General features: G+C 71.7%; 27 protein-coding genes. 11 read left to right on the top strand and 16 right to left on the bottom strand.

The annotated features are described in order from the left end of the window. Positions 1-296: hypothetical protein (locus ACZ6S8_RS08120; RefSeq protein WP_469453541.1), on the top strand; the 296-nt coding region annotated here is incomplete at its 5' end. Between the two features lie 148 nt (positions 297-444). On the opposite strand, the gene ACZ6S8_RS08115 is transcribed toward ACZ6S8_RS08120, so the two are convergent. Then, on the bottom strand, positions 445-1086 hold the full coding sequence (locus ACZ6S8_RS08115) for a DNA-3-methyladenine glycosylase (protein ID WP_469453538.1): 642 nt from the start codon (positions 1084-1086) through the stop codon (positions 445-447). Between the two features lie 141 nt (positions 1087-1227). On the opposite strand from ACZ6S8_RS08115, the gene ACZ6S8_RS08110 reads away from it, so the two are divergent. From ACZ6S8_RS08110 to ACZ6S8_RS08100, 3 genes are all read left to right on the top strand, one after another. Beyond that, positions 1228-2010, top strand: a complete 783-nt coding sequence (locus tag ACZ6S8_RS08110) for a sporulation protein (protein WP_469453536.1) — start codon at positions 1228-1230, stop codon at positions 2008-2010. Between the two features lie 57 nt (positions 2011-2067). Beyond that, positions 2068-2601: a YbhB/YbcL family Raf kinase inhibitor-like protein gene (locus tag ACZ6S8_RS08105; protein ID WP_469453534.1), complete on the top strand. Its 534-nt coding sequence runs from the start codon at positions 2068-2070 to the stop codon at positions 2599-2601. Between the two features lie 149 nt (positions 2602-2750). Further along, positions 2751-3254 (top strand): HNH endonuclease, encoded by a 504-nt coding sequence (locus tag ACZ6S8_RS08100; RefSeq protein WP_267722486.1) that lies wholly within the window; start codon positions 2751-2753, stop codon positions 3252-3254. Positions 3255-3314: 60 nt separating this feature from the next. On the opposite strand, the gene ACZ6S8_RS08095 is transcribed toward ACZ6S8_RS08100, so the two are convergent. The 4 genes from ACZ6S8_RS08095 to ACZ6S8_RS08080 form a co-directional block, all read right to left on the bottom strand. Further along, complete coding sequence (locus tag ACZ6S8_RS08095) at positions 3315-4085, bottom strand: sulfite exporter TauE/SafE family protein (RefSeq protein ID WP_469453532.1); 771 nt, start codon at positions 4083-4085, stop codon at positions 3315-3317. A 125-nt stretch (positions 4086-4210) separates the two neighbouring features. Continuing rightward, entirely contained in the window at positions 4211-5188 is a 978-nt protein-coding gene (locus ACZ6S8_RS08090; protein ID WP_469453530.1) for an SPFH domain-containing protein, read from the bottom strand. Positions 5189-5342: 154 nt separating this feature from the next. Further along, positions 5343-5771, bottom strand: a complete 429-nt coding sequence (locus ACZ6S8_RS08085; protein ID WP_469453528.1) for an NfeD family protein — start codon at positions 5769-5771, stop codon at positions 5343-5345. Positions 5772-5852: 81 nt separating this feature from the next. Then, complete coding sequence (locus ACZ6S8_RS08080; RefSeq protein ID WP_469453527.1) at positions 5853-6647, bottom strand: ABC transporter ATP-binding protein; 795 nt, start codon at positions 6645-6647, stop codon at positions 5853-5855. A gap of 169 nt (positions 6648-6816) precedes the next feature. Here ACZ6S8_RS08080 and ACZ6S8_RS08075 point away from each other — a divergent pair, with 169 nt between their 5' ends. Continuing rightward, positions 6817-7590 carry a hypothetical protein gene (locus tag ACZ6S8_RS08075; protein ID WP_469453525.1) on the top strand — a complete coding sequence of 258 codons (774 nt, stop codon included), beginning with the start codon at positions 6817-6819 and terminating at the stop codon, positions 7588-7590. A 198-nt stretch (positions 7591-7788) separates the two neighbouring features. Here ACZ6S8_RS08075 and ACZ6S8_RS08070 read toward each other — a convergent pair whose 3' ends face one another. The 3 genes from ACZ6S8_RS08070 to ACZ6S8_RS08060 all read right to left on the bottom strand — a co-directional run bounded on the left by ACZ6S8_RS08070 (position 7789) and on the right by ACZ6S8_RS08060 (position 10036). After that, positions 7789-8034, bottom strand: a complete 246-nt coding sequence (locus ACZ6S8_RS08070; RefSeq protein ID WP_469453523.1) for a chaplin family protein — start codon at positions 8032-8034, stop codon at positions 7789-7791. Between the two features lie 150 nt (positions 8035-8184). After that, positions 8185-8835, bottom strand: a complete 651-nt coding sequence (locus ACZ6S8_RS08065; protein WP_469453521.1) for a response regulator — start codon at positions 8833-8835, stop codon at positions 8185-8187. Beyond that, the gene (locus ACZ6S8_RS08060) at positions 8828-10036 is read right to left on the bottom strand and encodes a GAF domain-containing sensor histidine kinase (protein WP_469453519.1); all 1209 of its coding nucleotides are present in this window, start codon (positions 10034-10036) and stop codon (positions 8828-8830) included. Before ACZ6S8_RS08060 ends, ACZ6S8_RS08065 begins: the two co-directional genes overlap by 8 nt. A 498-nt stretch (positions 10037-10534) precedes the next feature. Between ACZ6S8_RS08060 and ACZ6S8_RS08055 the strand changes: the two genes are divergently transcribed. Then, positions 10535-11203 (top strand): transglycosylase SLT domain-containing protein, encoded by a 669-nt coding sequence (locus ACZ6S8_RS08055; protein ID WP_469453517.1) that lies wholly within the window; start codon positions 10535-10537, stop codon positions 11201-11203. 108 nt (positions 11204-11311) lie between these two features. Here ACZ6S8_RS08055 and ACZ6S8_RS08050 read toward each other — a convergent pair whose 3' ends face one another. After that, the gene (locus ACZ6S8_RS08050; RefSeq protein WP_469453515.1) at positions 11312-13876 is read right to left on the bottom strand and encodes an ABC transporter ATP-binding protein/permease; all 2565 of its coding nucleotides are present in this window, start codon (positions 13874-13876) and stop codon (positions 11312-11314) included. 395 nt (positions 13877-14271) lie between these two features. Between ACZ6S8_RS08050 and serB the strand changes: the two genes are divergently transcribed. Beyond that, on the top strand, positions 14272-15471 hold the full coding sequence (serB, locus tag ACZ6S8_RS08045) for a phosphoserine phosphatase SerB (RefSeq protein ID WP_469453513.1): 1200 nt from the start codon (positions 14272-14274) through the stop codon (positions 15469-15471). A gap of 130 nt (positions 15472-15601) precedes the next feature. On the opposite strand, the gene ACZ6S8_RS08040 is transcribed toward serB, so the two are convergent. The 4 genes from ACZ6S8_RS08040 to ACZ6S8_RS08025 form a co-directional block, all read right to left on the bottom strand. Next, positions 15602-16123, bottom strand: coding sequence for a SixA phosphatase family protein (locus ACZ6S8_RS08040; protein WP_469453512.1), 522 nt, complete (start codon positions 16121-16123; stop codon positions 15602-15604). Positions 16124-16221: 98 nt separating this feature from the next. Then, positions 16222-16548, bottom strand: a complete 327-nt coding sequence (locus tag ACZ6S8_RS08035) for a hypothetical protein (RefSeq protein WP_469453510.1) — start codon at positions 16546-16548, stop codon at positions 16222-16224. A 151-nt stretch (positions 16549-16699) separates the two neighbouring features. Next, on the bottom strand, positions 16700-16819 hold the full coding sequence (locus tag ACZ6S8_RS08030; RefSeq protein ID WP_279628666.1) for an SGM_5486 family transporter-associated protein: 120 nt from the start codon (positions 16817-16819) through the stop codon (positions 16700-16702). Positions 16820-16824: 5 nt separating this feature from the next. Then, positions 16825-18129, bottom strand: a complete 1305-nt coding sequence (locus tag ACZ6S8_RS08025) for a CynX/NimT family MFS transporter (RefSeq protein ID WP_469453508.1) — start codon at positions 18127-18129, stop codon at positions 16825-16827. A gap of 66 nt (positions 18130-18195) precedes the next feature. Here ACZ6S8_RS08025 and ACZ6S8_RS08020 point away from each other — a divergent pair, with 66 nt between their 5' ends. Beyond that, a complete protein-coding gene (locus ACZ6S8_RS08020) occupies positions 18196-18867 on the top strand; it encodes a FadR/GntR family transcriptional regulator (protein WP_469453506.1) in 672 nt (223 codons plus the stop codon). A 66-nt stretch (positions 18868-18933) separates the two neighbouring features. Here the strand turns inward: ACZ6S8_RS08020 and ACZ6S8_RS08015 are convergent, their stop codons facing one another. The 3 genes from ACZ6S8_RS08015 to fabG all read right to left on the bottom strand — a co-directional run bounded on the left by ACZ6S8_RS08015 (position 18934) and on the right by fabG (position 21140). Next, positions 18934-19221: a hypothetical protein gene (locus tag ACZ6S8_RS08015; protein WP_469453608.1), complete on the bottom strand. Its 288-nt coding sequence runs from the start codon at positions 19219-19221 to the stop codon at positions 18934-18936. Between the two features lie 423 nt (positions 19222-19644). Further along, the gene (fabI, locus tag ACZ6S8_RS08010) at positions 19645-20415 is read right to left on the bottom strand and encodes an enoyl-ACP reductase FabI (protein WP_386521404.1); all 771 of its coding nucleotides are present in this window, start codon (positions 20413-20415) and stop codon (positions 19645-19647) included. Between the two features lie 5 nt (positions 20416-20420). After that, entirely contained in the window at positions 20421-21140 is a 720-nt protein-coding gene (gene fabG, locus ACZ6S8_RS08005; protein ID WP_469453504.1) for a 3-oxoacyl-[acyl-carrier-protein] reductase, read from the bottom strand. A 184-nt stretch (positions 21141-21324) separates the two neighbouring features. Here fabG and ACZ6S8_RS08000 point away from each other — a divergent pair, with 184 nt between their 5' ends. The 3 genes from ACZ6S8_RS08000 to tyrS all read left to right on the top strand — a co-directional run bounded on the left by ACZ6S8_RS08000 (position 21325) and on the right by tyrS (position 25737). Then, positions 21325-22848: a TldD/PmbA family protein gene (locus ACZ6S8_RS08000; RefSeq protein ID WP_469453502.1), complete on the top strand. Its 1524-nt coding sequence runs from the start codon at positions 21325-21327 to the stop codon at positions 22846-22848. After that, on the top strand, positions 22848-24239 hold the full coding sequence (locus ACZ6S8_RS07995) for a metallopeptidase TldD-related protein (protein ID WP_469453500.1): 1392 nt from the start codon (positions 22848-22850) through the stop codon (positions 24237-24239). The genes ACZ6S8_RS08000 and ACZ6S8_RS07995 overlap by 1 nt, the downstream gene beginning before the upstream one ends. A 229-nt stretch (positions 24240-24468) precedes the next feature. Further along, complete coding sequence (gene tyrS, locus ACZ6S8_RS07990) at positions 24469-25737, top strand: tyrosine--tRNA ligase (RefSeq protein ID WP_469453498.1); 1269 nt, start codon at positions 24469-24471, stop codon at positions 25735-25737. Positions 25738-25840: the final 103 nt, after the last annotated feature.

Raw genomic sequence — 25840 nt, 5'->3', positions numbered from 1 at the left:
TTTTTGGCACGCTGTTGAGTTCTCAAGGAACGGACGCTTCCTTTGTACTCACCCTCTCGGGCTTTCCTCCGGGCTTTCGTTCTGTTCTTGCGTTTCCGACTCTATCAGACTCTTTCGTGTCCGACTTCCTCGGCGCTTTCCAGGTATTCGCTTTCGCGCTTTCCTTTCCGGCGATTCCGACTCTACCAGATCATTCCCATGCCGTTTCCGGCTTGGAATTGAATTCGGTGACCGTCGGAAGGTCTTCGGCCTTTCGGCGCTCCGCTACGTTAACGCTTTCCCTTCGCTGCTCATAATCGAGCTGCCGGCGTGGAATTCGGACATGCCGAAGAGGACCCCGCCAGGGGTTCGTCGTAAGTAGTGGGTTGGCCGCTCCGGAGGTCTGCTGATGGCAGTGCCCCGTTCAAGCGGCTCGGACTACGTTAGGCGTCCCGGCAGGTCGAGTCAAGTTGAGCGGCGGCGGGGCGCATGGGCGCGGTACGGGCTCACCGTCGGGTCCTGGGTGATCCAGAAGCGGTACGGATGGTGGGCGCCGGCGCCGCCCACTCCGGTCCGGGGGCCGCTGCTCGCCAGGTCGGGCGGGGTGGGGCTGCCCTCCAGGACGGACAGCGGCGAATCCGGGCCCGCGCAGAGGTCGGTGCCGTCGAGGGAGCGGTCGATGGCCAGGGCCGTGGCCAGCCGGGCCGGACCCTTGGCCAGTTCTCTCGGGTTCTTGGCGGAAAGACGACGTTTGGCAGCCAGGTCGGCGCCCGTCGTCACCTCGCCCGCGCGCAGCAGCACCCCGCTCGCGAGTCCGGGCGGGCCGCACACCAGGTTGAGGCTGAACCACATGCCGTAGATGAAATAGACGTACGCGTGTCCGGGCGGCCCGAACATCGATGCGTTGCGGGCGGTGCGGCCCCGATGGGCGTGGGAGCCCGGGTCGGTTTCGCCCTCGTACGCCTCGACCTCCGTGATGCGCAGTTCGAGGGGGCCCTCCGGGGTGCTGCGGACCAGGGTGCGGCCGAGCAGGTCCGGGGCCACGGTCAGGACCGGGCGGTCGAAGAAGGCCCGGGTCAGGGGCGTACGGTCGGTTCGCGCGCTCATCCGGCCGAGGGTAGTGGAACGGGCGCGCGTGCAACCGGGGCCTAATGTTCCGCGTGGGTACGGGGTAGGCGCGCGATGCCCGTGGTGGTGTCGCCGCCTGGTCCTTCCGATCCTTAGATCCTTCATCAGGGGAGTTTGAACATGGGGTTCAAGAAGCTGTTCGCGAGCCTGGGTGCCGGCGGTGCGTCCGTGGACACGGTCATCACCGAGCCGAACGTCGTGCCGGGCGGCATCGTCCAGGGCGAGGTCCGGATCCAGGGCGGCTCCGTCGACCAGCAGATCGAGGGGCTGTCCGTCGGTCTTCAGGCGCGGGTCGAGGTGGAGGGCGGCGACCAGGAGTACAAGCAGGACGTCGTCTTCAACAAGCAGCGCCTCGGCGGTGCCTTCCAGGTCCAGGCCGGCGCGCTGCACGTGGTGCCGTTCGGGCTGGAGATCCCGTCGGAGACGCCGATCACCCACTTCGGGGGCCAGCACCTGCACGGGATGAACATCGGGGTCAGCACCGAGCTGGAGATCGCGCGCGCGGTCGACGCGGGTGACCTCGACGCGATCAACGTGCACCCGGTGCCGGCGCAGCAGGCGATCCTCGACGCCTTCCGCCAGCTCGGCTTCTCCTTCCGCAGCGCGGACATGGAGCGCGGACACATCCGCGGGACGCGGCAGACGCTGCCCTTCTACCAGGAGATCGAGTTCGTGCCGCCGTCGCAGTACCGGGGGCTGAACCAGGTCGAGCTGACCTTCGTCTCCGACGGCCGCGAGATGGACGTCGTCCTGGAGATGGACAAGAAGCCCGGGCTGTTCAGCGAGAGCAGCGACACCTACCGCTGCTTCCAGGTGGGACTGCACTCCTACCAGGAGACCGACTGGGCGGCGTACCTGAACCAGTGGATCGCCTCGGTCGGTTCCACGCGCAACTGGCTCTAGCTTCTAGGCTCCGTCCAGGACGCGCGTCCGATCAGCCACCGACCAGGAGGATCAGCAGTGACCGAGCAGAGCAGGGCGCCCCTGCCGCACGACTTCCATCCCGAGGTGCACGCCTTCACCGTGACGAGTGCGGACCTGGCGCCCGGGGCCGACCTGGGTGACGCCCAGGTCCTGTCGGGCGGGAACGTCTCCCCGCAGTTGCGCTGGGAGGGCTTCCCGGAGGGGACGAAGAGCTTCGCCGTGACGTGCTTCGACCCGGACGCGCCCACGGGCAGCGGGTTCTGGCACTGGGTGCTGTTCGACCTGCCGGCGTCGGTCACGGAGCTGCCGGCCGGGGCGGGCAGCGGGAAGTTCGAGGGGCTGCCCGCGGGAGCGGTGCACGTGCGCAACGACTACGGGACCGAGGACTTCGGCGGGGCGGCTCCGCCGGCCGGGGAACGGCACCGGTACGTCTTCACCGTGTACGCGGTGGATCAGGAGGAGCTCGGCCCGGACCCGGACGCCTCCCCCGCCGTGGTCGGGTTCAACCTCCGCTTCCACACCCTCGGGCGGGCCCAGCTGATCGGCGAGTACGAGGCTCCCGCCGGCTGATCGTTCTCCGAGCGTTTGCCCGGTCCTGGTCTAAAGACGGCCAGGACCGGGCATTTTTATTGCGTTGTCCCGCGTGGCGCGCGCGGCCAGAGTGGTCGCGGGCCCTGCTGCCGGTGTGGTCGCGGGCCTGCACACGGGAGGTGGGCGAGATGCGGGACACGCTGGTGCTGAATGCGAGCTTCGAGCCGCTGTCGACGGTGACGCTGAACCGGGCGGTGGTCCTGGTGCTCCAGGACAAGGCCGTGGTCGAGCAGTCCCATCCCGAGCTGCGTGTGCGAGCTGCCACGATGGAGCTGCCGATGCCTCGGGTGATCAGGCTCTGCAGGTACGTACGGGTGCCCTTCCGAAGACATGCCCCCTGGTCACGGCGGGGGGTGCTGGTCCGGGACCAGCACCGGTGCGCGTACTGCGGGAAGCGCGCGACGACCGTGGACCACGTGCTCCCGAGGGCCCAGGGCGGCGGGGACACCTGGCTGAACACGGTGGCCTCCTGCGCCGAGGACAACCACCGCAAAGCGGCCCGGACGCCGGAGGAGGCGGGGATGCCCCTGCTCCGCAAGCCGTTCGTGCCGTCCCCGGCCGATGCCATGCTGCTGGCGCTGGGGGTGGCGGGGCGGGACGTCCTGCCGGAGTGGCTGGAGCGTTCCGCTTAGCCGCGGGCCCCGGTCCGCGCGTACTCGGTCGCGCTGGGCGGCGTACTTTCCCTACGCCGCTCAGCGGACGAGCAGCTGGACGATCGCGAGGATTCCGACGGTCACGATGACCGCGCGCAGAGCGGTCGGCGGGAGCCGGCGGCCGACCTTGGCGCCGATCTGGCCGCCGATGGTGGAGCCGACCGCGATGAGCAGGACGGCGGTCCAGTCGAACTCGGCGACGAACAGGAAGACGACGGCCGCGATCCCGTTGACCAGAGCGGCGACGACGTTCTTCACGGCGTTGATCCGCTGGAGGTCCTCGCGGAGCAGCAGACCCATGAGGCCGAGGTACAGCACGCCCTGGGCGGCGCCGAAGTAGCCCCCGTACGCGCTGGAGAAGAACATGCCGGTGAGCAGGGCGGGTCCGCCGTCGGGATGACCGGTGTCGCCTCCGGCGGCGTCCTGGCGGCGGCGCAGTGCCGCGGCGAGGCGGGGCTGGAGGACGACGAGCACGAGGGCGAGTCCGATGAGGACGGGCACGATCGTGTCGAAGGAGTCGGACGGCAGGGTGAGGAGCAGGACGGCTCCGGCGCATCCGCCGACGAGGGATACCGCGCCGAGCCGCAGGATGCGGGAGCGCTGTCCCCGGAGCTCCTTGCGGTAGCCGATGGCCCCGCTGATGGAACCGGGCACCAGGCCGAGGGTGTTGGAGACGTTGGCGGTGACCGGTGGCAGGCCGGTGGCGAGCAGCACCGGGAAGGTGATCAGGGTGCCGGAGCCGACGATGGTGTTGATCGTGCCGGCGCCGATGCCGGCGGCGAAGACCGCGAGTGATTCCCAGATGGACATGGGAGGGGCCATCCCCTTTGCATGAGTGGGTCGCCTCCCCGCCATGAAGGTCGAGGGGCCTCACCCGATCATGCAGGACGGCACGGCCCGCCCGGTGGGCCGGGGTCCCGGGGCGGGGGCCGTCGTCAGTCGATGGGGGGCTGCTCGCGGCGGTCCGGGGTGGACTTGTCGCCCGCGTCGGCGTTCGCCTTGCCGGCGTTCTGCGGGTTGAAGCCGGAGCCGCCGCCCATGGGGCCGAAGTTGCCCATGGCGCCCGACAGGCCCTTGAGTGCGTCGCCGATCTCGCTGGGCACGATCCAGAGCTTGTTCGCGTCGCCCTCGGCGAGCTTCGGGAGCATCTGGAGGTACTGGTAGGCGAGGAGCTTCTGGTCGGCGTCGCCGGCGTGGATGGACTCGAACACGGTGCGGATCGCCTGTGCTTCACCCTCGGCGCGCAGGGCGGCGGCCTTGGCGTCACCCTCGGCGCGGAGGATGGAGGACTGCTTCTCGCCCTCGGCGCGCAGGATCTCGGACTGGCGGACGCCCTCGGCCTGGAGGATCGCGGCGCGCTTGTCGCGGTCGGCGCGCATCTGCTTCTCCATCGAGTCCTGGATGGAGGTCGGCGGCTCGATGGCCTTGAGCTCGACGCGGTTGACGCGGATGCCCCACTTGCCGGTGGCCTCGTCGAGGACGCCGCGCAGGGCCGCGTTGATCTCCTCGCGGGAGGTGAGGGTGCGCTCCAGGTCCATGCCGCCGATGATGTTGCGGAGGGTGGTGACGGTGAGCTGCTCGATGGCCTGGATGTAGCTGGCCACCTCGTAGGTCGCGGCCCGGGCGTCGGTCACCTGGTAGTAGATGACGGTGTCGATGTTGACGACCAGGTTGTCCTGGGTGATGACCGGCTGCGGCGGGAAGGGGACGACCTGTTCGCGGAGGTCGATCCGGTTGCGGATCGAGTCGATGAACGGGACGACGATGTTCAGGCCCGCGTTGAGGGTGCGGGTGTAGCGGCCGAAGCGCTCGACGATGGCTGCGCTGGCCTGCGGGATCACCTGGATCGTCTTGACCAGTGCGATGAAGACCAGAACCACCAGAATGATCAGGACGATGATGATCGGTTGCATGCGGTTCCCCGTGCCCTTCCGGCTGTCTGTGCTGCCCCGTTGATCGGAGTCTCGCAGACCCCGGGGCCGCGAGTCGGCTGGTTGCTCACATGACGGCTGCGTGACGGCTCACATGCCGTCCGTGTGACGGCTCCCAAGTCGCTTGCTGACACGGTCACATGACGACCGCGGTCGCCCCGTCGATCTCCACGACGTCGACGGACCGGCCGGGTTCGAAGCTGGTGTCCGCGTCGAGGGAGCGGGCGGACCAGATCTCGCCGGCGAGCTTGATGCGGCCGCCACTGCCGTCGACGCGTTCGAGCACGACGGCGCTCTTGCCTCTCAACGCATCGATTCCGCTGCGGTGTTGGGGGCGCTGGTCGCGATGGCGGTTGGCGATCGGGCGGACGACGGCGATGAGCGCGACCGACACGATCACGAAGACCAGGACCTGCGCGACCACTCCCCCGCCGAGCGCCGCCGTGACGGCGGCCGCCACCGCGCCGATGGCGAACATGCCGAACTCCGGCATGGCGGTCAGGACGAGGGGGATGCCCAGTCCGACCGCGCCGATGAGCCACCACACCCACGCGTCGATGTCCACATGGTCATGGTAGGTCGGGTGGGCGCGGTCGGGACAGGGTGCGGGGCGGTTCGGTCCGGGTCCCCTTCCTCCCGGGCGTTCCTAGCGCAGGGGCAGACCCTGCGCCGTCCACCGGTCGTTGCCGTTGCGCTCGACGACCAGGGGGAGGCCGAAGCAGAGCGAGAGGTTGCGGGAGGTGAGCTCCAGGTCGATCGGACCCGAGGCGACGACCTTGCCCTGACGGATCATCAGGACGTGGGTGAAGCCGGGGGCGATCTCCTCGACGTGGTGCGTGACCATGACCATCGAGGGCGCGAGCGGGTCGCGGGCGAGGCGGCCCAGGCGGCGTACGAGGTCCTCGCGGCCGCCGAGGTCCAGACCGGCCGCGGGCTCGTCGAGGAGCAGCAGCTCGGGGTCGGTCATCAGGGCGCGGGCGATCAGCGTGCGCTTGCGCTCGCCCTCGGAGAGGGTGCCGAACTTCCGGTCGAGGTACCCGGTCATGCCGAGGCGGTCGAGGAAGGCGCGGGCGCGCTGCTCGTCGATGTCCTCGTACTCCTCCTGCCAGGTCGCCGTCATGCCGTACGCGGCGGTGAGGACGGTCTGCAGGACGGTCTGCCGCTTGGGGAGCTTGTCCGCCATCGCGATACCGGCGATGCCGATGCGGGGGCGCAGCTCGAAGACGTCGACCTTGCCGAGGGTGCTGCCGAGGATGGTGGCCTCGCCCTTGGTGGGGAAGAGGTAGCTGGAGGCGAGGTTCAGCAGTGTGGTCTTGCCGGCGCCGTTGGGGCCGAGGATCACCCAGCGCTCCCCCTCCTTCACCGACCAGGAGACCTGGTCCACCAGAGCCCGGCCCTCGCGGACCACGGATACGTCCACCAGCTCCAGAACATCGCTCATGAGCGTGTTGTCACCCCTTGCAGTCACGGTTCTCTGTGCGCCGGCAGGCGCAGCCCCAGGGGAAAACCTACGCCACTCGGAGAGGGGTCCGGGGCCGGGGCCGGGTCGGGGGTCGGGTGGGTGGTCGGGTACGGGGTACGGCGCGGGGTGGGGTCCGTAGAGTTGGGGGATGCTTTTCGAACCACGTTCAGGGCGGCTGACCGCCTGGGGGAACGCTCTGCTGGCAGGTCTGGTCTCGCCCGACGAGGCCGTGTCGTCGATCGTGGGCGAGGACGCCGTGCACCGGGTGGAGGGCCTGCCCGGTGAATCGGGTCCGGTGGGACTCACGCTGGCGCTCGGGCGGATGCGGGCGCTGGGGGTGACCGGGCTGCGGGTGGCACTGCCCGCGCCGGGGCATCCGCTGGGGCTGAGCGGGCCGCCGGAGTTCAACGCGCGGGCGCTGGACGCCGAGGAGGCGGTGGTCGCGGTGGGTGCGGGCCTGGGGCTGGTCCCGGAGGTCTTCGAGGTGGGCCCGGCCGGGGACCTGCACGTGTCGGTGACCTGGCACTGCCTGCCGGTACGGGAGGCCCCGCCGGCGGACGTGCCGTCGCTCGGCGAGGCCGAGCGGGAGCTGGCGGAGGCGCTGCGCGAGGCGACGGCGGTGCTGACCCGGCTGGACGTGGCGGGGTCGGGGCCGGTCGCCGACGCGGCGCTGTCGGCGTACCGGGCGCGGGCGGAGGCCGGGCGGGAGGTGCTGGCGCCGGGGTACCCGCCGCGGGCGGTGCGGGTACTGGCGCTGGCGCAGCGGGTGGACCTGCTGGTGTCGCTGGCGTACGAGCACGGCCCGGGGGGCGCGGTGGCCGCCTCGGAGATGGCCGCGCGGTCGGAGGCGCTGCGGCCGGTGGAGCGGGTGGCGCGGCGGGCCCTGGTGGCGGCGTACAACGCGGCGGTGGAGCACCACTGACAGCGGGGCCAGCCCTGCCGGGCGCGGGCGGTGACGGCGGGCGCGTGGTGCCGTACCCGTGCGGTGGAGGACGCGCGACGGCCCCGCTTCCCGGGGAGAAGGGGGGAAGCGGGGCCGGTGGCGCGGGCCTCGGAGCGGCGCCGCGGAACGGAGTCCGGGCACGGTGCGGGGCCGCGCCGCGGGCGCGAGCGCGGTGCGTCAGGCGTTGACGCCCGTGTTGCCGAAGGCTCCGTTCAGCAGGCCGATCACGTTGACCGTGTTGCCCACCACGTTCACGGGGACCTGCACGGGGACCTGGAGCAGGTTCCCGGAGGCCACGCCGGGCGAGTGCAGGGCCTCGCCCTCCGCCGACGCACCGCCGTGCGCCGAGGAGACACCGGCGCCGGCGGCGAGGAGGCCGCCCGCGATCATGGTGACGGCTGCGGCCTTCTTGAAGTTCTTCACGTTTCTCTTCCTCCGTACGTCCGCCGCGACCAGCCGTCGCGGCATGCCATGGAGAACGGCCGCCCGGCCGTCGGGATACGCCATGTGGGCTACATACACCCGACCGTATGAATCTCCGATGGTCTGCCCGGGCGCCTCCCGCCGGTCCGCTCAGTCGGTGAGGCCGTGCCTGACCGCCCACAATGCGGCCTGGGTCCGGTCGGCGACGTCCAGCTTCATCAGGATGTTCGAGACGTGCGTCTTGACGGCCTTCTCCGACAGGACCAGGGCCCGCGCGATCTCGCGGTTCGAACGGCCGTCCGCGATGAGGGCGAGGACCTCCCGCTCCCGTTCGGTCAGCGAGCCCCCGCGGCCCGACGGCGGGCCCTGGTCGTCCTGGGCGAGCAGCGCCTGGGCCACCTCCGGCTGGAGGAGGACGTGTCCGGCGTGGACGGAGCGGATCGCTCCGGCCAGGGCGTCGGGGTCGATGTCCTTGTAGACGTACCCGGCGGCGCCGGCCCGCAGGGCGGGGACCACGGTGCGCTGCTCGGTGAAGCTGGTGACGATCAGCACCCGGGCCGGGTTCGCCGCCCCGCGCAGCCTGCGCAGGGCCTCGATGCCGTCGGTGCCCGGCATCTTGACGTCCATGAGGATCACGTCCGGGCGCAGCTCCTCGGCGCGGGAGAGGCCCTCGTCGCCGTCGGCGGCCTCGCCGACCACCTCGATGTCGTCCTGGACCTCCAGGAAGGTGCGCAGGCCCCGCCGGACCACCTGGTGGTCGTCGACGAGCAGGACGCGGATTCGGCCGGGGGTGTCAGCCACCGGGTACCTCCATCTCGATCGTGGTGCCCCGGCCGGGCTCCGCGTGGACGGCGAGCCGGCCTCCGACGCCGCCGGCGCGGTCGCGCATGGAGACCAGGCCCAGGTGGCGGCCCGCGCTGCGGACCGTCCGGGGGTCGAAGCCGCGGCCGGCGTCGGTGACCCTGAGGACCGCTCCCCCGCCGGGCGTGCGGGCCAGCGCGACCTCGACGCGGTCGGCCCCCGAGTGCCGCAGGGCGTTGTGGAGGGCTTCCTGGGCGACGCGCAGGAGGGCTTCCTCCTGGGTCGCGGGGAGGGCGCGTACGCCGTCACAGGTGAAGGTGACGTGTGCGGCGTGCGCGCGGTCGAGCACGTGGACGTGGGTGCGCAGGGTCGCGACGAGTCCGTCCTCGTCCAGGGCGGCCGGGCGCAGCTCCGTCACGGCGGCCCGCAGTTCGTCGGCGGCCTCCGCCGCCAGGGCGGCGACCTGGTGGAGCTCGTCCTTGGCCCGGGCCGGGTCGCGGTCCACGAGGGCGGCAGCGGCCTGGGCGGTGAGGCGCAGCGAGAAGAGCTTCTGGCTGACGGCGTCGTGCAGCTCGTGGGCGAGGCGGGAGCGCTCCTCGGCGATGGTCAGCTCGCGGCTGCGCTCGTAGAGCCGGGCGTTGGTGAGGGCGATCGCCGCGTGCTGGGCGAGGAGGGAGAGGAGCTGCTCGTCCTCGTCGGTGAAGCCGGCGCCGCCCGTGCCGCCCGCCCCTCCCGTAATACCGGCGCTGCCGCTGCTGCCGCCGGCCGGGGCCCTGCGCTTGTTCGCGAGGAAGAGGGCGCCGAGGGTCTCCTCGCCGTCCCGGACGGGCAGGCCGAGGAAGTCGGACATGTCGGGGTGGGCGGAGGGCCAGCCGCCGAAGCGCGGGTCCTCCCCTACGTCGGCCAGCCGCTGGGGGCCGTCCTGGTGGAGCATCGCGGCGAGGATGCCGTGCTGGCGCGGCAGGGGGCCGATCCGTCGCCACTGCTCCTCGCTGATGCCGTCCACGACGAACTGGGCGAAGCCGCCGTGGTCGTCCGGGACGCCCAGGGCCGCGTACTCGGCGTCCAGGAGTTCGCGGGCCGAGACGACGATCGTGCGCAGGACGTCGCGGACCTCCAGCGTCCTGCTCATGGCGAGCAGCGCGGTGCTCACGGCCGCGAGGCCGCTGCGGGGTCCCCCGTACCCGGGGCTGGCTGTCATGGCCTCACCGTACTCGCGGGCCTGACCTGCGGGATCGGGCGCGGGACCGAGGGACGGGGGGCCGCTCGGCCTACGGCCGGGGGCGGGGGCGGCCCCGGGGCGTCTCTGCCTTCGGGATGAGATCCGGGGGCCGCGGGATGGTCCTCAGGTCGTACGCGCGTGACGCTTCGCGTTGCTTCCGCAACGTTGGGTCAGATTGTTACGTGCCCGATGTGAGCCCGCACATAGGACGCAGGTCACTTACGAAGCTGCCTAGTGGACACGTAAAGGCCCTGTGAGCTCGGGCGCACGTAGCTCCGATGCGGCAAAGCGGGACGAGTCGGCCCTCCTGATCCACTAAGCGGGATCGTACGTCACACCTTTGCCAGGCGATTTTGCCGCCGCTAAGAATTGCTCCCGTCGCACAGCGCCGCAGATCCCGGATCAGCGCGGCGCTTTCCTGCGGCTCCGCCCTCAGACTGCCCGGGGGTGGCCCCCCGTCGAAGAGGTTGCCCCGCCATGTCTGCTTCCAGCACTCCCGGTCACAGTCGTCTGACGAAGGCACACAAGCTGTCCATCTCCGGTGTCGCCACGCTCGGTGCCGCCGCGCTCGCCTTCTCCCTCGTCCCGGCCGGTGCCGGCGAGAGCGAGACCGTCGTCTCCGCCGCCCCCGTCGCCTGGACCCAGGTCGTCGACGGAGCCCAGACGAAGGCTGTACAGCAGAACCTCTCCGTCCAGCACGTCGTCGCGGCCAAGGCCGCGTCGGACGCGGCGGCGAAGGCCAAGGCCAAGGCCGCTGCCGACGCCAAGAAGGACCGCGAGCAGAAGACCGCCGCGAGCCGCTCCGCGACCCGCACCCCCGTCTTCGCGAACAACCTCGACGGCTGGATCAAGGAAGCCCTCTTCATCATGAAGCGCGAGGGCATTCCGGGTACCTACCACGGCATTCACCGCAACGTGATGCGCGAGTCCAGCGGCAACCCGCTGGCGATCAACAACTGGGACATCAACGCCCAGAACGGCATCCCGTCGAAGGGCCTGCTCCAGGTCATCGCCCCGACCTTCAAGGCGTACCACGTCAAGGGCACCAAGTTCGACCAGTACGACCCGGTCGCCAACATCGTCGCCGCCTGCAACTACGCGGCCGACCGGTACGGCTCGATGGACAACGTCAACAGCGCCTACTAGGCCTGGTACGGTCCGTCGGCCCTCCCCGACCCCCCATGCGCCTCAGGGCGGCCCCCGGAGTACCGGGTGCCGCCCTGAGGCGTTCGTGCGCGCGTCCGCGGGCGGGGCCTACTTGCCCGCGCGCATCACCTCGGGCTCGTGGCGGCGCAGCAGGCGCTGCACCGCGAAGCCGCAGGCGATGCCGAGGAGGAGCAGGACGGTGATGTTCAGGCTCCACTGGCCGACCGTGGCGTCCCAGAGCGGGTCGGTGTTGGTCGGGTTGTCGGCGTCCCACGGCGGCATGAGCACGCCGAGGTTCAGGGTGGAACCGGCGGCGGCGATCGCCCAGCGGGACGGCATCAGCCAGGCGAACTGCTCCAGGCCCGGGGAGTCGTACAGCTGGAAGAGGATGCCGGTGAAGACGACCTGGACGATCGCGAACATGACCAGGAGCGGCATGGTCTTCTCGGCGGTCTTCACCAGCGAGGAGATCACCAGGCCGAACATCATCGAGGTGAAGCCGAGCGCGATGACCGACAGGCAGATCTCGACGGCCGGCGGCATGATCAGGCCCTCGGCGGGCAGGTCGCGCGGGAAGAAGCCGATGCCGCAGATGATCACGCCCTGGATGGCCGTGATGACGCCGAGGACGATCACCTTCGACATGAGGTACGCGGACCGGGACAGGCCGGTGGCGCGCTCACGCTCGTAGATCACGCGTTCCTTGATCAGTTCGCGGACCGAGTTGGCGGCGCCGGAGAAGCACATGCCGACCGCGAGGATCAGCATGATCGTGCCGGCGTCGCCGTTGAAGCGGGACGGCGCCACGGGCGGCGCGAGGCCGAACTTCGCGGGGATGACCGTGGAGACCACGCCCAGGACCGCCGGCAGGATCAGCATCAGCCCGATGAAGCCCTTGTCGGAGGCGATCACCGAGACGTAGCGGCGCATCAGCGTGAAGAGCTGGGAGCCCCAGCCCTGCGGCTTGGGCGGGCGCATCTGCTGGGCCGGCGGCATCGCGACCGACTGCGGGGCGACCGCGTCGATGTCGGCGGCGTACAGCTGGTAGTGCTGCGAACTCTTCCAGCGCTCGGCCCAGTCGTACTCGCGGTAGTTCTCGAAGGCGGAGAAGACGTCGGCCCAGGTCGTGTAGCCGAAGAAGTTCAGCGCCTCGTCCGGCGGGCCGAAGTACGCGACCGAGCCGCCCGGCGCCATGACCAGCAGCTTGTCGCAGATCGCCAGCTCGGCGACGGAGTGGGTGACGACGAGGACCGTGCGGCCGTCGTCGGCGAGGCCGCGCAGCAGCTGCATGACGTCGCGGTCCATGCCCGGGTCGAGGCCGGAGGTCGGCTCGTCCAGGAAGATCAGCGACGGCTTGGTGAGCAGCTCCAGGGCCACGGACACGCGCTTGCGCTGTCCGCCCGAGAGCGCGGTGATCTTCTTGTCCTTGTGGATGTCGAGCTTGAGCTCGCGCAGGACCTCGTCGACGCGGGCGGCGCGCTCGGACTCGGCGGTGTCGCCGGGGAAGCGGAGCTTGGCCGCGTACTTGAGGGCCGTGCGGACCCGCAGCTCCTTGTGCAGGATGTCGTCCTGCGGGACCAGGCCGATGCGCTGGCGGAGCTCCGCGAACTGCTTGTACAGGTTGCGGTTGTCGTAGAGGACGTCGCCCTGGTTGGCGGGCCGGTAGCCGGTCAGCGCCTTGAGCAGCGTCGACTTGCCGGAGCCGGAGGGGCCGATGACGCCGATCAGCGACTTCTCCGGGACGCCGAAGGTGACGTCCTTGAGGATCTGCTTGCCGCCGTCGACCGTGACCGTGAGGTGGCGGGCCGAGAAGGAGACCTCGCCGGTGTCGACGAACTCCTCAAGGCGGTCGCCGACGATCCGGAACGTCGAGTGGCCGACGCCGACGATGTCGTTCGGACCGAGCAGCGCGGTGCCGGACTTGGCCACCGGCTGGCCGTTGACGTAGGTGCCGTTGTGGCTGCCCAGGTCGCGGATCTCGAAGCGGCCGCCCGGCATCGAGCGGAACTCGGCGTGGTGGCGGGAGACCTGGAGGTCGGAGACCACCAGCTCGTTCTCCAGCGCGCGGCCGATCCGCATGACGTGCCCCAGCGAGAGCTGGTGGAACGTCGTGGGGCTGCGGTCGCCGTAGCCGGGCGCCCCGCCCTGCGCCGGCCGGGACGCGGCGGGGCCGCCGCCCTGCTGGTGCGGGAGGTGCGGCTGCGGCTGCTGCGGGTGCTGCTGCGGCGGCACCTGGTGCTGCGGCGCCTGCTGCTGCGGGGCGTACTGCTGGTGCTGCGGGGCCTGCTGCTGTTCCCAGGCCTGCTGCCCGGCCTGCTGCTGCGGGGCCTGGTACGCCGGGGCGTGGGCCTGGGCCTGCGCCGGCTGAGCCGCCGGGGCGGCGGCGCCGACCGGGTTCAGCCGCGGGCCGTCGGTGGCGTTGCCGAGGTGGACCGGCGTGCCGGGCACGAGCTCGGCCTGCTGGACCCGGGCTCCGCGCACGTAGGTGCCGTTGGTGCTGCCGTGGTCCTCGATCCCCCAACCGCGGCCGTTCCAGCTGATGGTGGCGTGGCGCCACGACACCCGGGCGTCGTCGATCACCACATCTCCCTGGGGGTCGCGCCCCAGCGAGTACGACCTGGACGGATCGAGCGTCCAGGTCCTTCCGTTCAGTTCCAGTACGAGTTCCGGCACTCCAGCCCCACTTAAGTCCCCCGAGAATCCCCCATGACGTCAGGGAGTCTAGGTATGGCGAACATCCGGGGGAACTATTTCAGGCCCACGGCCACATGTGGAATCGGGGCCGCGCCGGAGCGCGTGCGACCGGCCGTCGACGGGGGCGAAAGCCACCCGGAGCATGCGATACGGGACTTCTCGCCCGGGTATCCCGTGCTCCCCGGGCACCCCCGGGGCACCGGAGGTCCCGCCGGCTCGCCGGGCCCGCGCGCCGGAGCCGGGCGCCGCCCCGGCGGAGCGCGTCCGCGGGCAGCGGTCCGCCCGGGCGGGCCCGCCCCACCCCGGCCGCGGCGCGTTCAGGGAGTGGGACGGGGGTCCTGTCCCCGGCCCGGGGAAGATACGGTGAGGTCACCATGAGCGCATCGCAGACCTCCGACGTCCCCACCCTCCTCGTCAAGATCTTCGGCAAGGACCGTCCCGGGATCACCGCCGGGCTGTTCGACACCCTCGCCGCCTACTCCGTCGACGTCGTCGACATCGAGCAGGTCGTCACCCGCGGCCGCATCGTCCTGTGCGCCCTCGTCACCCAGCCCGTCGGCGGCACCGAGGGCGACCTGCGGGCCACCGTCCACAGCTGGGCCGAATCGCTAAAACTGCAGGCCGAGATCCTCTCCGGCACCGGTGACAACCGGCCGCGCGGCAGCGGCCGTTCCCACGTCACCGTGCTCGGGCACCCGCTCACCGCCGAGTCGACGGCGCAGATCGCCGCCCGGATCACGGCCACCGGCGGCAACATCGACCGCATCTTCCGGCTCGCGAAGTACCCGGTGACGGCGGTGGAGTTCGCCGTCTCCGGTACCGAGACCGAGCCGCTGCGCACCGCGCTGGCCACCGCCGCCTCGCACATCGGCGTGGACGTGGCCGTGGTCTCGGCCGGGCTGAGCCGCCGCGCCCAGCGTCTGGTCGTCATGGACGTGGACTCGACCCTGATCCAGGACGAGGTCATCGAGCTCTTCGCCGCGCACGCGGGCTGCGAGGCCGAGGTCGCCGAGGTCACCGAGCGGGCCATGCGCGGCGAGCTGGACTTCGAGCAGTCGCTGCACGCCCGCGTGGCGCTGCTCGCGGGGCTGGACGCCTCCGTCGTGGACAAGGTCCGCGCCGAGGTGCAGCTGACGCCGGGCGCCCGGACCCTGATCCGCACCCTCAAGCGGCTCGGCTACCAGGTGGGCGTGGTCTCGGGCGGGTTCACGCAGGTCACGGACGACCTGCGGGAGCGGCTCGGGCTGGACTTCGCCGCCGCCAACACCCTGGAGATCGTCGACGGCAAGCTGACCGGGCGGGTCACCGGCGAGATCGTCGACCGGGCCGGCAAGGCGCGGCTGCTGCGCCGCTTCGCCGCCGAGGCCGATGTCCCCCTCTCCCAGACGGTGGCCATCGGCGACGGCGCGAACGACCTGGACATGCTGAACGCGGCCGGGCTGGGCGTCGCCTTCAACGCCAAGCCGGTGGTCCGCGAGGCCGCCCACACCGCGGTGAACGTGCCCTTCCTCGACGCCGTGCTGTACCTGCTCGGGATCACCCGCGAGGAGATCGAGGCCGCCGACCTGGCGTGACGCGGGGACGCATGACGCGGGGACGCATCGCGCCCGACCCGCCGCACGGGAACCCGTACGGCACGACGTGAAGGGCCCCGGCGGGCAGTGCTCCCGCCGGGGCCCTTCGCGTCGGGTGGCCGGGGCCCGGTCAGTGCTCCTTGGGGGTCCAGAAGTCGAGCAGCGTGCCCACGCCGTGCTCCAGGGTCTTCCACGAGCCGGTGAAGGACACGACGGCGAGCGCCGCGGTGGGGAATCCCGTACGGCTCATTCGCGCCAGGGCGTCGCCTTCACCGCGCGCGCAGAGGGCGTCGGCGAGGGCGTGCATGCCGGGGTTGTGGCCGATGACGAGCAGGTCGGCGACCTCGTCGGAGGTCTCGTTCAGCAGGGCGATCAGCTCACCCAGCGAGGCGTCGTAGAGCCGCTCCTCGTACGAGGTCTTCGGCCGGTGCGGCAGCTCGTGGACGGCCAGCTTCCAGGTCTCGCGGGTCCGGGCGGCGGTGGAGCAGAGGGCCAGGTCGAAGGCGATGCCGGTTTCGGCGAGCTTCAGACCGACGGCCGGCGCATCGTTGCGGCCTCGTTCCGCCAGCGGGCGGTCGTGGTCGGACACCTGGGGCCAGTCGGCCTTGGCGTGCCGGAGGAGGGCGATCCTGCGGGGTGTGTCGGCGCTCATGGCTCCCAGCTTCGCACGAAACGAGCCACGCGGCGCAGGCTGTTGGGAGGCTCGTCGGCCGGTGCGGGGCGCATCCCGGCGGGTACGGGCGCGCGGTGTCAGCCGACGGCGCGCAGGAGCTGTGCCGCGACCTGGACCAGGCCCGGGCCGTCGCCGTCCGCGGTGGCCGCCCGGGCATCGCCGGATCCGGCGAGGAGCAGCAGGAGGCCGAAGGCGAGCGCGGGCAGGGCGAGGGCCCACCAGTGCAGGCGGGCATCGGCGCCGGTGCGGGCGCGTCCGCCGAGGGCGCGGCCGCCGAGGGCGCGGCCGGTGACGGGTCGGCCGGTGACGGAATCGGCCGGGCGGGCGGCGCCGGCCCGCGCCGCGGCGGACGCGGGGGGACGGGGGCGGGACGGGAGGGACCGGGTGTGCGTGGGGGCCGACATGGCCGCCTCCGTGGGTGTGCGGTCGGGACGGGCTCGCTGTCTTCGAATCTATGGATCCGAAGGCGCGCCACCCATCCGGGGCACACCCCACTTCACCCTGACCCTGACCCCCTAGGGGGAGGGGGGTTATCCCCACCACTCCCAGGGGGTGTCAGGGGGAGGCGATCGTCGCGATGACGGCGATGATCACGGTCACGGCGATCATCGCGCCGAAGACGAGGCCGAGCTTCTTGCGGCCGTTCTGGGGGTTCGGTTCAAGTACGGGCGACATGCCGGTCAGTCTCGCATGCCGCATTCGTCCTCGATCGTGCGGTCCCGTCCGGCCAGGACGCCCAGCACCATCTGCGGGACGAGGAGTCCGGCCATCAGTGCGAGGGGCAGGTCCCAGCCGCCGCTGTGCTGGTAGAGGGTGCCGATGAGCAGCGGTCCGGGGATCGAGATGAGGTAGCCGACGCTCTGGGCGAAGGCGGAGAGCTTGACGACCCCGGCCGGGGACTTGGCACGCAGGCCGATGAGGGTGATGACGAGGGGGAACGCGCAGTTGGAGATGCCGAGGAGCAGCGCCCAGGCCCAGGCTCCGGCGGCGGGGGCGAGGTAGAGGCCGAGGTATCCGGCGAGGCCGAACAGGCCGAGGACGGCGGCGATGGCCCCCTGGTTCCTCATCCGGCCGGCGAGGCGGGGGATGACGAAGGCGAGCGGTACGCCCATGACCATGGTGACGGCGAGGAGCACGCCGGCGGTGGAGGCGGAGACCCCGGCGTCGCGGAAGATCTGCGGGAGCCAGCCCATGGTCACGTACGCGCCGGTCGCCTGGAGGCCGAAGTAGCAGGCCAGGGCCCAGGCGGTGCGGCTGCGGACGATGCGCGGGCCCGCGTCGGCCCGTACGGCGGCGCCCGCGCCGGCCTGCTCGGCGGCGGCCCGCGCGGCGCGCCGGGAGGCGCGGGCGATGGGCAGCCAGGGCAGGACGGCGATGAGGGCGAGGACGGCCCAGATCAGCAGCCCGGTGCGCCAGCTGCCGCCGAGGGCGCCGGTCAGCGGGACGGTGGCGGCGGCCGCGAGGGAGGTTCCGGCGGCCAGGGCCATGGAGTACAGGCCGGTCATGGTGCCGACGCGGTCCGGGAAGTAGCGCTTGACGATCACCGGGAGGAGCACGTTGGTCAGGGCTATGCCGGCCAGGGACAGGGCGCTGGCGGCGAGGAATCCGGCGGCGCCGCCCGCGAAGGGGCGGATCAGCAGGCCGGCGGCGATGGCCGCCATGCCGGCGCAGACGACGGCGGCGGGGCCGAAGCGGCGGGAGAGCCGGGGGGCGGTGATGCCGAAGACGGCGAAGCAGAGGGCCGGTACGGAGGTGATCAGTCCGGCGACGGTGCCGCTCATGCCCAGGCCCGTACGGGTCTCCTCGAACAGGGCGCCGAGGCTGGTGATGGCGGGCCGCAGGTTGAGGGCGGCCAGCACGATTCCGACGATGAGCACCGGGCCGAGCCACGTGGGGGCGACGTGGGCGGAGGCGGGAAGGCGCTGGTCGGCGGGGGTGCGCGCGACCTGCGGGCGGTTCAGGGTCTGGATTTCATCGTCGGACATTCAACCATCATAGAATCATGGGATGATTGGTTGTCCAGTCGCGCACGTCGTCCTCGAGAGGAATCCATGCCGCTGACCTCGCCCCGGCGCTCCGCGCTCGTCGATCAGGTGATCGCACAGCTGCGGAACCAGATCACCTCCGGAGAGTGGCCGGTGGGCTCGCGCATCCCCACCGAGCCCGAGCTCGTGGAGCTGCTCGGCGTCGCCCGCAACACCGTCCGCGAGGCCGTGCGGGCGCTGGCGCACAACGGTCTGCTCGACATCCGTCAGGGATCGGGCACGTACGTCATCGCCACGAGCGAGCTGGCCGGCGTCATGCACCGCCGCTTCGCGAACGCCGAGCCGCGGCACATCGCGGAGCTGCGCTCCACCCTGGAGTCCTCGGCCGCCCGGCTCGCGGCGGAGCGGCGGACCGCGAAGGACCTCGTCCAGCTGGACGCGCTGCTGGCGCGGCGCGAGGAGGCCTGGGCGGGCGGGGACGCGGAGCGGTTCGTGGCGGCGGACGTGAGCCTGCACATGGCGGTGGTGACCGCTTCCCACAACGAGGTGCTGATCGAGCTGTACGCGGACCTCGGCGACCTGGTGGCCGACTGGCTGCGCGGCGACGTGGGCACCGTCCTCGATCCCGCGGCGCACCTCGACCACGCCCGGCTGATCGAGGCCATCCGGCGGGGGGACGGCGACGCGGCCGCCTCGGAGGCGGCCGGCTACCCGTTCGCCTGCCTCGGCAGGGAGTAGCCCCGCGGTCGGTCGGGGAGGAGCGGGCCGGGTCAGGGCCGGGTCAGGGTCAGGGTCAGGGCCGGGTCAGGGCCGCTGGTGGGTCACCCAGGTGGAACGGACTTCCTTCCAGCAGCGGCCGGTGATCTCGGCCCGCCCGGCCGGGCCGACCGGTACCGCAGCGCCGTCGCCGTCGACGTCCCACCAGCGGTCGCACTCCACGTGCAGGCGCACCAGGTCGGTCTCCGGATAGCCGTTGTGGCAGTACGCCGTCACCGTGGAGCCCTCGGTCACGATGTCGCAGTCCGCGCCGAACAGGTCCCGGGCACCGGGCTTCTCGGGCTGTACGGAGGGCTCGACGGGGATCACGGCCAGCTCCACGACCTCGGGGAGCACCGCGTCGGGAAGCACGGCCTCGGGGGCCCGTCCGGGGGCCGCACCCTCGGGGGCGGCCGCGCCGGGTCCGGGTGCGGGATCGCCGGCCGGCGGCCACGCGGCGGCGCCGGGGGCCAGGAACGCGGTCAGGATCACGGAGGTGACCAGGAGGGACACCGGTCGGCTCGGCCTCGCGCGCACTCCCGTACCTCCTCCCCGCAGGAACCGGGAAGATCCCGACCTGGTCAGTTTGCAGGCTTATGTCCCGGTTTTCGACTCGGGAAGATCCCGTCCGGCACCGGACATCCGATCGATCGCGGCGTCCGCACCCCTCCCCCGCGGCGAAAACGGCGCCGGGAACGACGGCGGCCGCGCTTCCCGGGAGGGGAGCGCGGCCGCCGCCGTACGGAGGGTGCCGGGACGTCAGGCGCCCATCGCGTGCAGGCCGCCGTCCACGTGGACGATCTCGCCGGTGGTCTTCGGGAACCAGTCGGACAGCAGGGCCACGATGGCCTTGCCCGTCGGCTCCGGGTCGCTCATGTCCCACTCCATCGGGGAGCGGTGGTTCCAGACGTCCGCCAGCTCGCCGAAGCCCGGGATGGACTTCGCGGCCATCGAGCCGATCGGACCGGCCGAGACCAGGTTGCAGCGGATCTTCTCCTTGCCCAGGTCGCGGGCGAGGTAGCGACTGGTGGCCTCCAGCGCGGCCTTGGCCGGGCCCATCCAGTCGTACTGCGGCCAGGCGAACTGCGCGTCGAAGGTGAGGCCGACGACGGCCGCGCCCTCCGCCGGGAACAGCGGCTTGCAGGCCATCGTCAGCGACTTCAGCGAGAACGCCGAGACGTGCATGGCGGTGGCCACCGACTCGAACGGCGTGTTCAGGAAGTTGCCGCCGAGGGCGTCCTGCGGCGCGAAGCCGATCGAGTGGAGGACGCCGTCCAGGCCGCCCAGCTCCTCGCGGACGAGGCCCTCCAGGCGGGCCAGGTGCTCGTCGTTGGTGACGTCGAGCTCGATCACCTTCACCGGCTTGGGCAGCTTCTTGGCGATGCGCTCGGTCAGCGACGGCCGCGGCCACGCGGTGAGGATGACCTCGGCGCCCTGCTCCTGGGCCAGTCGGGCGGCGTGGAAGGCGATGGAGGACTCCATCAGCACTCCGGTGATGAGGACGCGCTTGCCCTCGAGAATTCCGCTCATGGTGATCAGTGACCCATGCCCAATCCGCCGTCAACGGGAATGACGGCTCCGGTGATGTACGCGGCGTCGTCGGACGCCAGGAAGCTCACGGCTGCCGCGATCTCCTCGGGCTGCGCGTAGCGGCCCAGGGGCACCTGGCCCACGATGCCCGCGCGCTGCTCGTCGGTGAGCACCTTCGTCATGTCGGTGTCCACGAAACCGGGGGCGACCACGTTGAAGGTGATGTTGCGCGAGCCCAGCTCACGGGCGAGCGAGCGGGCGAAGCCCACCAGCGCGGCCTTGGAGGCGGCGTAGTTGGCCTGCCCCGCCGAGCCCAGCAGGCCGACGACCGAGGAGATCAGGACGACGCGGCCCTTCTTGGCACGGAGCATGCCACGGTTCGCGCGCTTGACCACACGGAAGGTGCCGGTGAGGTTCGTGTCGACGACCGAGGCGAAGTCCTCCTCGGACATGCGCATCAGCAGCGTGTCCTTGGTGATGCCGGCGTTGGCCACCAGCACCTCGACGGCGCCGTGGGCGTCCTCGATCTGCTTGTAGGCCTGCTCCACCTGCTCGGAATCGGTAATGTCGCAGCGGACCGCCAGAACGCCGAGGGAGGTGAGCGCCTCCGGCGGCTCGCCCGAGCGGTACGTGATCGCGACCTTGTCTCCGGCTTCCGCGAAGGCACGGGCGATGGCGAGGCCGATGCCCCGGTTTCCTCCGGTGACGAGAACCGAGCGGCTCAACGGATCACCCTTTCGCTAGCGGTCTGAATACCAAAAACCTATAGGTCGCACCCCCTGTACGGAGAATCGAGCTCCCACAGGGCCTGGCGACCCGCTCTGTCGATTCCCTACAGAAACATGTAGGTACTTGAGCTCCGATCGCGACATGATCGGGGCGACCGGCCCCGACCCCGGGAGGACTTCCGTGCCCCATTCCATCGACGCGGCCTTCACCGCGCTGCCCCTGCGGGCGCTCGCCGACGCGGCGCTCGCCCGGGCGCGCGCGCTGGGCGCCGACCACGCCGACTTCCGGCTGGAGCGGATCCGCAGCGCCTCCTGGCGGCTGCGGGACGCCAAGCCCTCCGGCGGCTCCGACACCACCGACCTCGGGTTCGCGGTCCGGGTGGTGCACGGCGGCAGCTGGGGGTTCGCCTCCGGTGTCGACCTGACCATGGACGCCGCCGCGAAGGTGGCCTCCCAGGCCGTGGCCATGGCGAAGCTGTCGGCCCAGGTGATCAAGGCCGCGGGCTCGGACGAGCGGGTGGAGCTGGCCGACGAGCCGGTGCACTCCGACAAGACCTGGATCTCCGCCTACGACGTGGACCCCTTCGCGGTCCCCGACGCGGAGAAGGCGGCGCTGCTCGCCGACTGGAGCGCCCGGCTGCTGGCGGCCGACGGGGTGGCGCACGTGGACGCCTCCTTCCTCGCCGTCCACGAGAACAAGTTCTACGCCGACACCTCGGGCACCTCGACCACGCAGCAGCGGGTGCGCGTGCACCCGCAGCTCACCGCGGTCGCCGTGGACGCGACCACCGGCGAGTTCGACTCGATGCGCACGATCGCCCCGCCCGCGGGGCGCGGCTGGGAGTACCTGACCGGTACCGGCTGGGACTGGAACGACGAGCTGGAGCGGATCCCCGGCCTGCTCGCCGAGAAGATGCGGGCCCCGAGCGTCGAGGCCGGGCGGTACGACCTCGTGGTGGACCCCTCCAACCTGTGGCTCACGATCCACGAGTCCATCGGCCACGCCACCGAGCTGGACCGGGCGCTGGGCTACGAGGCGGCGTACGCGGGGACCTCCTTCGCCACCTTCGACCAGCTGGGCAAGCTGAAGTACGGCTCGTCGATCATGAACGTGACGGGTGACCGCACCGCGGAGCACGGGCTGGCCACGGTCGGCTTCGACGACGAGGGCGTCGCGGCGCAGGGCTGGGACCTGGTCAAGGACGGCACCCTGGTCGGCTACCAGCTGGACCGGCGGATCGCGAAGCTGACCGGCCTCGGGCGTTCCAACGGCTGCGCGTACGCCGACTCCCCCGGGCACGTGCCCGTCCAGCGGATGGCGAACGTCTCGCTCCAGCCGGACCCCGGCGGCCTGTCCACCGAGGACCTGATCGGCGGGGTGGAGCGCGGCATCTACGTCGTGGGCGACCGTTCCTGGTCGATCGACATGCAGCGTTACAACTTCCAGTTCACGGGCCAGCGGTTCTTCCGGATCGAGAACGGCCGGCTGGCCGGGCAGCTGCGCGACGTCGCGTACCAGGCGACGACCACCGACTTCTGGGGCTCGATGGAGAAGGTCGGCGGGCCGCAGACCTACGTCCTGGGCGGCGCCTTCAACTGCGGCAAGGCCCAGCCGGGCCAGGTCGCGGCGGTCTCGCACGGCTGCCCGTCCGCGCTGTTCCGCGACGTGAACATCCTCAACACCACGCAGGAGGCCGGACGCTGATGTCGACCCGAACCAAGCCCCACGAGATCGTCGAGCGGGCGCTGGAGCTGTCCACCGCCGACGGCTGCGTGGTCATCGCGGACGAGGAGTCCAGCGCCAACCTGCGCTGGGCCGGAAACGCGCTCACCACCAACGGCGTCACCCGCGGCCGGACCCTGACCGTCATCGCGACGGTCGACGGCAAGGAGGGCACGGCCTCGGGGGTCGTGTCGCGCTCCGCCGTCACCGCCGCGGACCTGGAGCCGCTGGTACGGGCCGCCGAGGCGGCCGCCCGCGGGGCCGGTCCGGCCGAGGACGCCCAGCCGCTGGTGACCGGGACCCCGGCCTCGCCCGACTTCGCGGACGCTCCGGCCGAGACCTCCTCGGCGGTGTTCGGGGACTTCGCGCCGGCCCTCGGCGAGGCCTTCGCCCGGGCTCGGGCGGGCGGCCGGGAGCTGTACGGGTTCGCCCACCACGAGCTGGTCTCCACGTACGTCGGCACCTCCACGGGGCTGCGGCTGCGCCACGACCAGCCCAACGGCACGCTGGAGCTCAACGCGAAGTCCCCGGACCGGCAGCGCTCGGCCTGGGCCGGCCGCGCCACCCGGGACTTCAAGGACGTGGACCCGACCGTGCTGGACGCGGAGCTGGCCGTGCGCCTGGGATGGGCCGAGCGGAAGATCGAGCTGCCCGCCGGGCGGTACGAGACCCTGCTGCCGCCGACGGCCGTGGCCGACCTGCTGATCTACCAGATGTGGTCCGCGGCCGCCCGGGACGCGGTGGAGGGCCGGACGGTCTTCGCCAAGCCCGGGGGCGGCACCCGGGTCGGCGAGCGGCTGTCGCAGCTGCCGCTGACGCTGCGCAGCGACCCGGACGCGCCGGGCCTCGAGTCCGCGCCGTTCGTGATCGCGCACAGCTCGGGCGACGACGCCTCGGTGTTCGACAACGGCCTGCCGGTGCCGGCGACCGAGTGGATCCGGGGCGGCGAGCTGGCCCGGCTGACCACGACCCGGCACAGCGCCGCGCTGACCGGCCTGCCGCTCGCCCCGGCCTTCGGGAACCTGATCCTGGACGGGGGCGGCGACAAGTCGCTGGAGGAGATGGTGGCGGGCACCGAGCGGGGGCTGCTGCTGACCTGCCTCTGGTACATCCGCGAGGTGGACCCGGCGACCCTGCTGCTCACGGGCCTGACCCGGGACGGCGTCTACCTGGTGGAGAACGGGCAGGTCGTCGGCGAAGTCAACAACTTCCGGTTCAACGAGTCCCCGGTGGACCTGCTGTCGCGGGCCTCGGAGGCGGGGCGGACGGAGAAGACGCTGCCGCGGGAGTGGGGCGACTGGTTCACCCGCGCCGCGATGCCCGCCCTGCGCATCCCGGACTTCAACATGAGCTCGGTCAGCAAGGGCGTCTGACCCACCTAGGGGGTGTCGTCGAACTCGTTCCTGCCGTGCGGTGTCCGGCACGCACGCTCGCCGCGTTGTCGGGATCGCCCGTGTACATCCGGTACACGGGCGACCCTCCGCCGTGCGAGCGCACGCACCGGACACCGCACGGCCCGCCCTCCGGGCGTACGAAACGACTTCGACGACACCCCCTAGACTGAGCCACGGCAATTCAAGGCATCGAAGGAGTCGAGAGACCGTGACGGACATCGTCGACGAACTGAAGTGGCGCGGGCTGTTCGCCCAGTCCACCGACGAAGAAGCGCTGCGCAAGGCGTTCGCGGACGGTCCGGTCACGTTCTATTGCGGCTTCGACCCGACCGCGGCCTCGCTGCACGTCGGGCACCTGGTCCAGGTGCTGACCGTACGCCGGCTCCAGCAGGCCGGGCACCGGCCGCTGGCGCTGGTCGGCGGGGCCACCGGTCAGATCGGCGACCCGCGGCCGACGGCCGAGCGGACCCTGAACGACCCGGAGACCGTCGCGAACTGGGTGGCCCGGCTGCGCACCCAGATCGAGCCGTTCCTGTCCTTCGAGGGCGAGAACGCGGCGGTCATGGTGAACAACCTGGACTGGACGGCGGGCCTGTCCGCCATCGAGTTCCTCCGGGACATCGGCAAGCACTTCCGCGTCAACAAGATGCTGACGAAGGACTCGGTCGCCCGCCGGCTGGAGTCCGACCAGGGCATCAGCTACACCGAGTTCAGCTACCAGCTCCTGCAGGGCATGGACTTCCTGGAGCTGTACCGGCGCTACGGCTGCGTGCTGCAGCAGGGCGGCTCCGACCAGTGGGGCAACCTGACGGCCGGTCTCGACCTGATCCACCGGCTGGAGCCGGGCGCGGTCGTGCACGCGCTGGCGACCCCGCTGATGGTCAAGGCGGACGGCACGAAGTTCGGCAAGTCCGAGAGCGGCGCCGTCTGGCTCGACCCGGAGATGACGACGCCGTACGCGTTCTACCAGTTCTGGCTGAACGTGGACGACCGCGACATCTCCACCTACATGCGCATCCTGTCGTTCCGGAGCCGTGAGGAGCTGGAGGCGCTGGAGACGCAGACCGCCGAGCGGCCGCAGGCGCGTGCCGCCCAGCGGGCGCTGGCGGAGGAGCTGACGACGCTCGTGCACGGCGCGGGCCAGTGCGCCGCCGTGATCGCCGCGTCGAAGGCGCTCTTCGGCCAGGGCGAGCTGGCGGAACTGGACGAGGCCACGCTGGCCGCGGCCCTCTCCGAGCTGCCGCACGCCGAGGTCGCCGAGCTCGGCCAGGTCGTGGACCTGTTCGCGGAGACGGGGCTGGTCGCCAGCAAGTCGGCCGGCCGCCGGACCGTGAAGGAGGGCGGTGCCTACGTGAACAACGTCAAGGTCACCGCCGAGGACGCGGTCCCCGCCGCGGAGGACCTGCTACACGGGCGGTGGCTGGTGCTGCGCCGCGGGAAGAAGAACCTCGCCGCGGTGGAGGTCACGGGCGCCTGACGCCCGGGACGCGCCGCGGGTACGGCGGAGGGGCCGGTTCGGACACGTGGTCCGGCCGGCCCCTCCGTCGTGACCCGGCTGCCCGCGCGGGCGGGTCCGGGTC

It is taken from the genome of Streptomyces sp. NPDC048461 (genome assembly GCF_055587105.1).
Note: the sequence above shows the minus strand (reverse complement) of the source record. Positions and strands in the feature narration are given on the sequence as shown.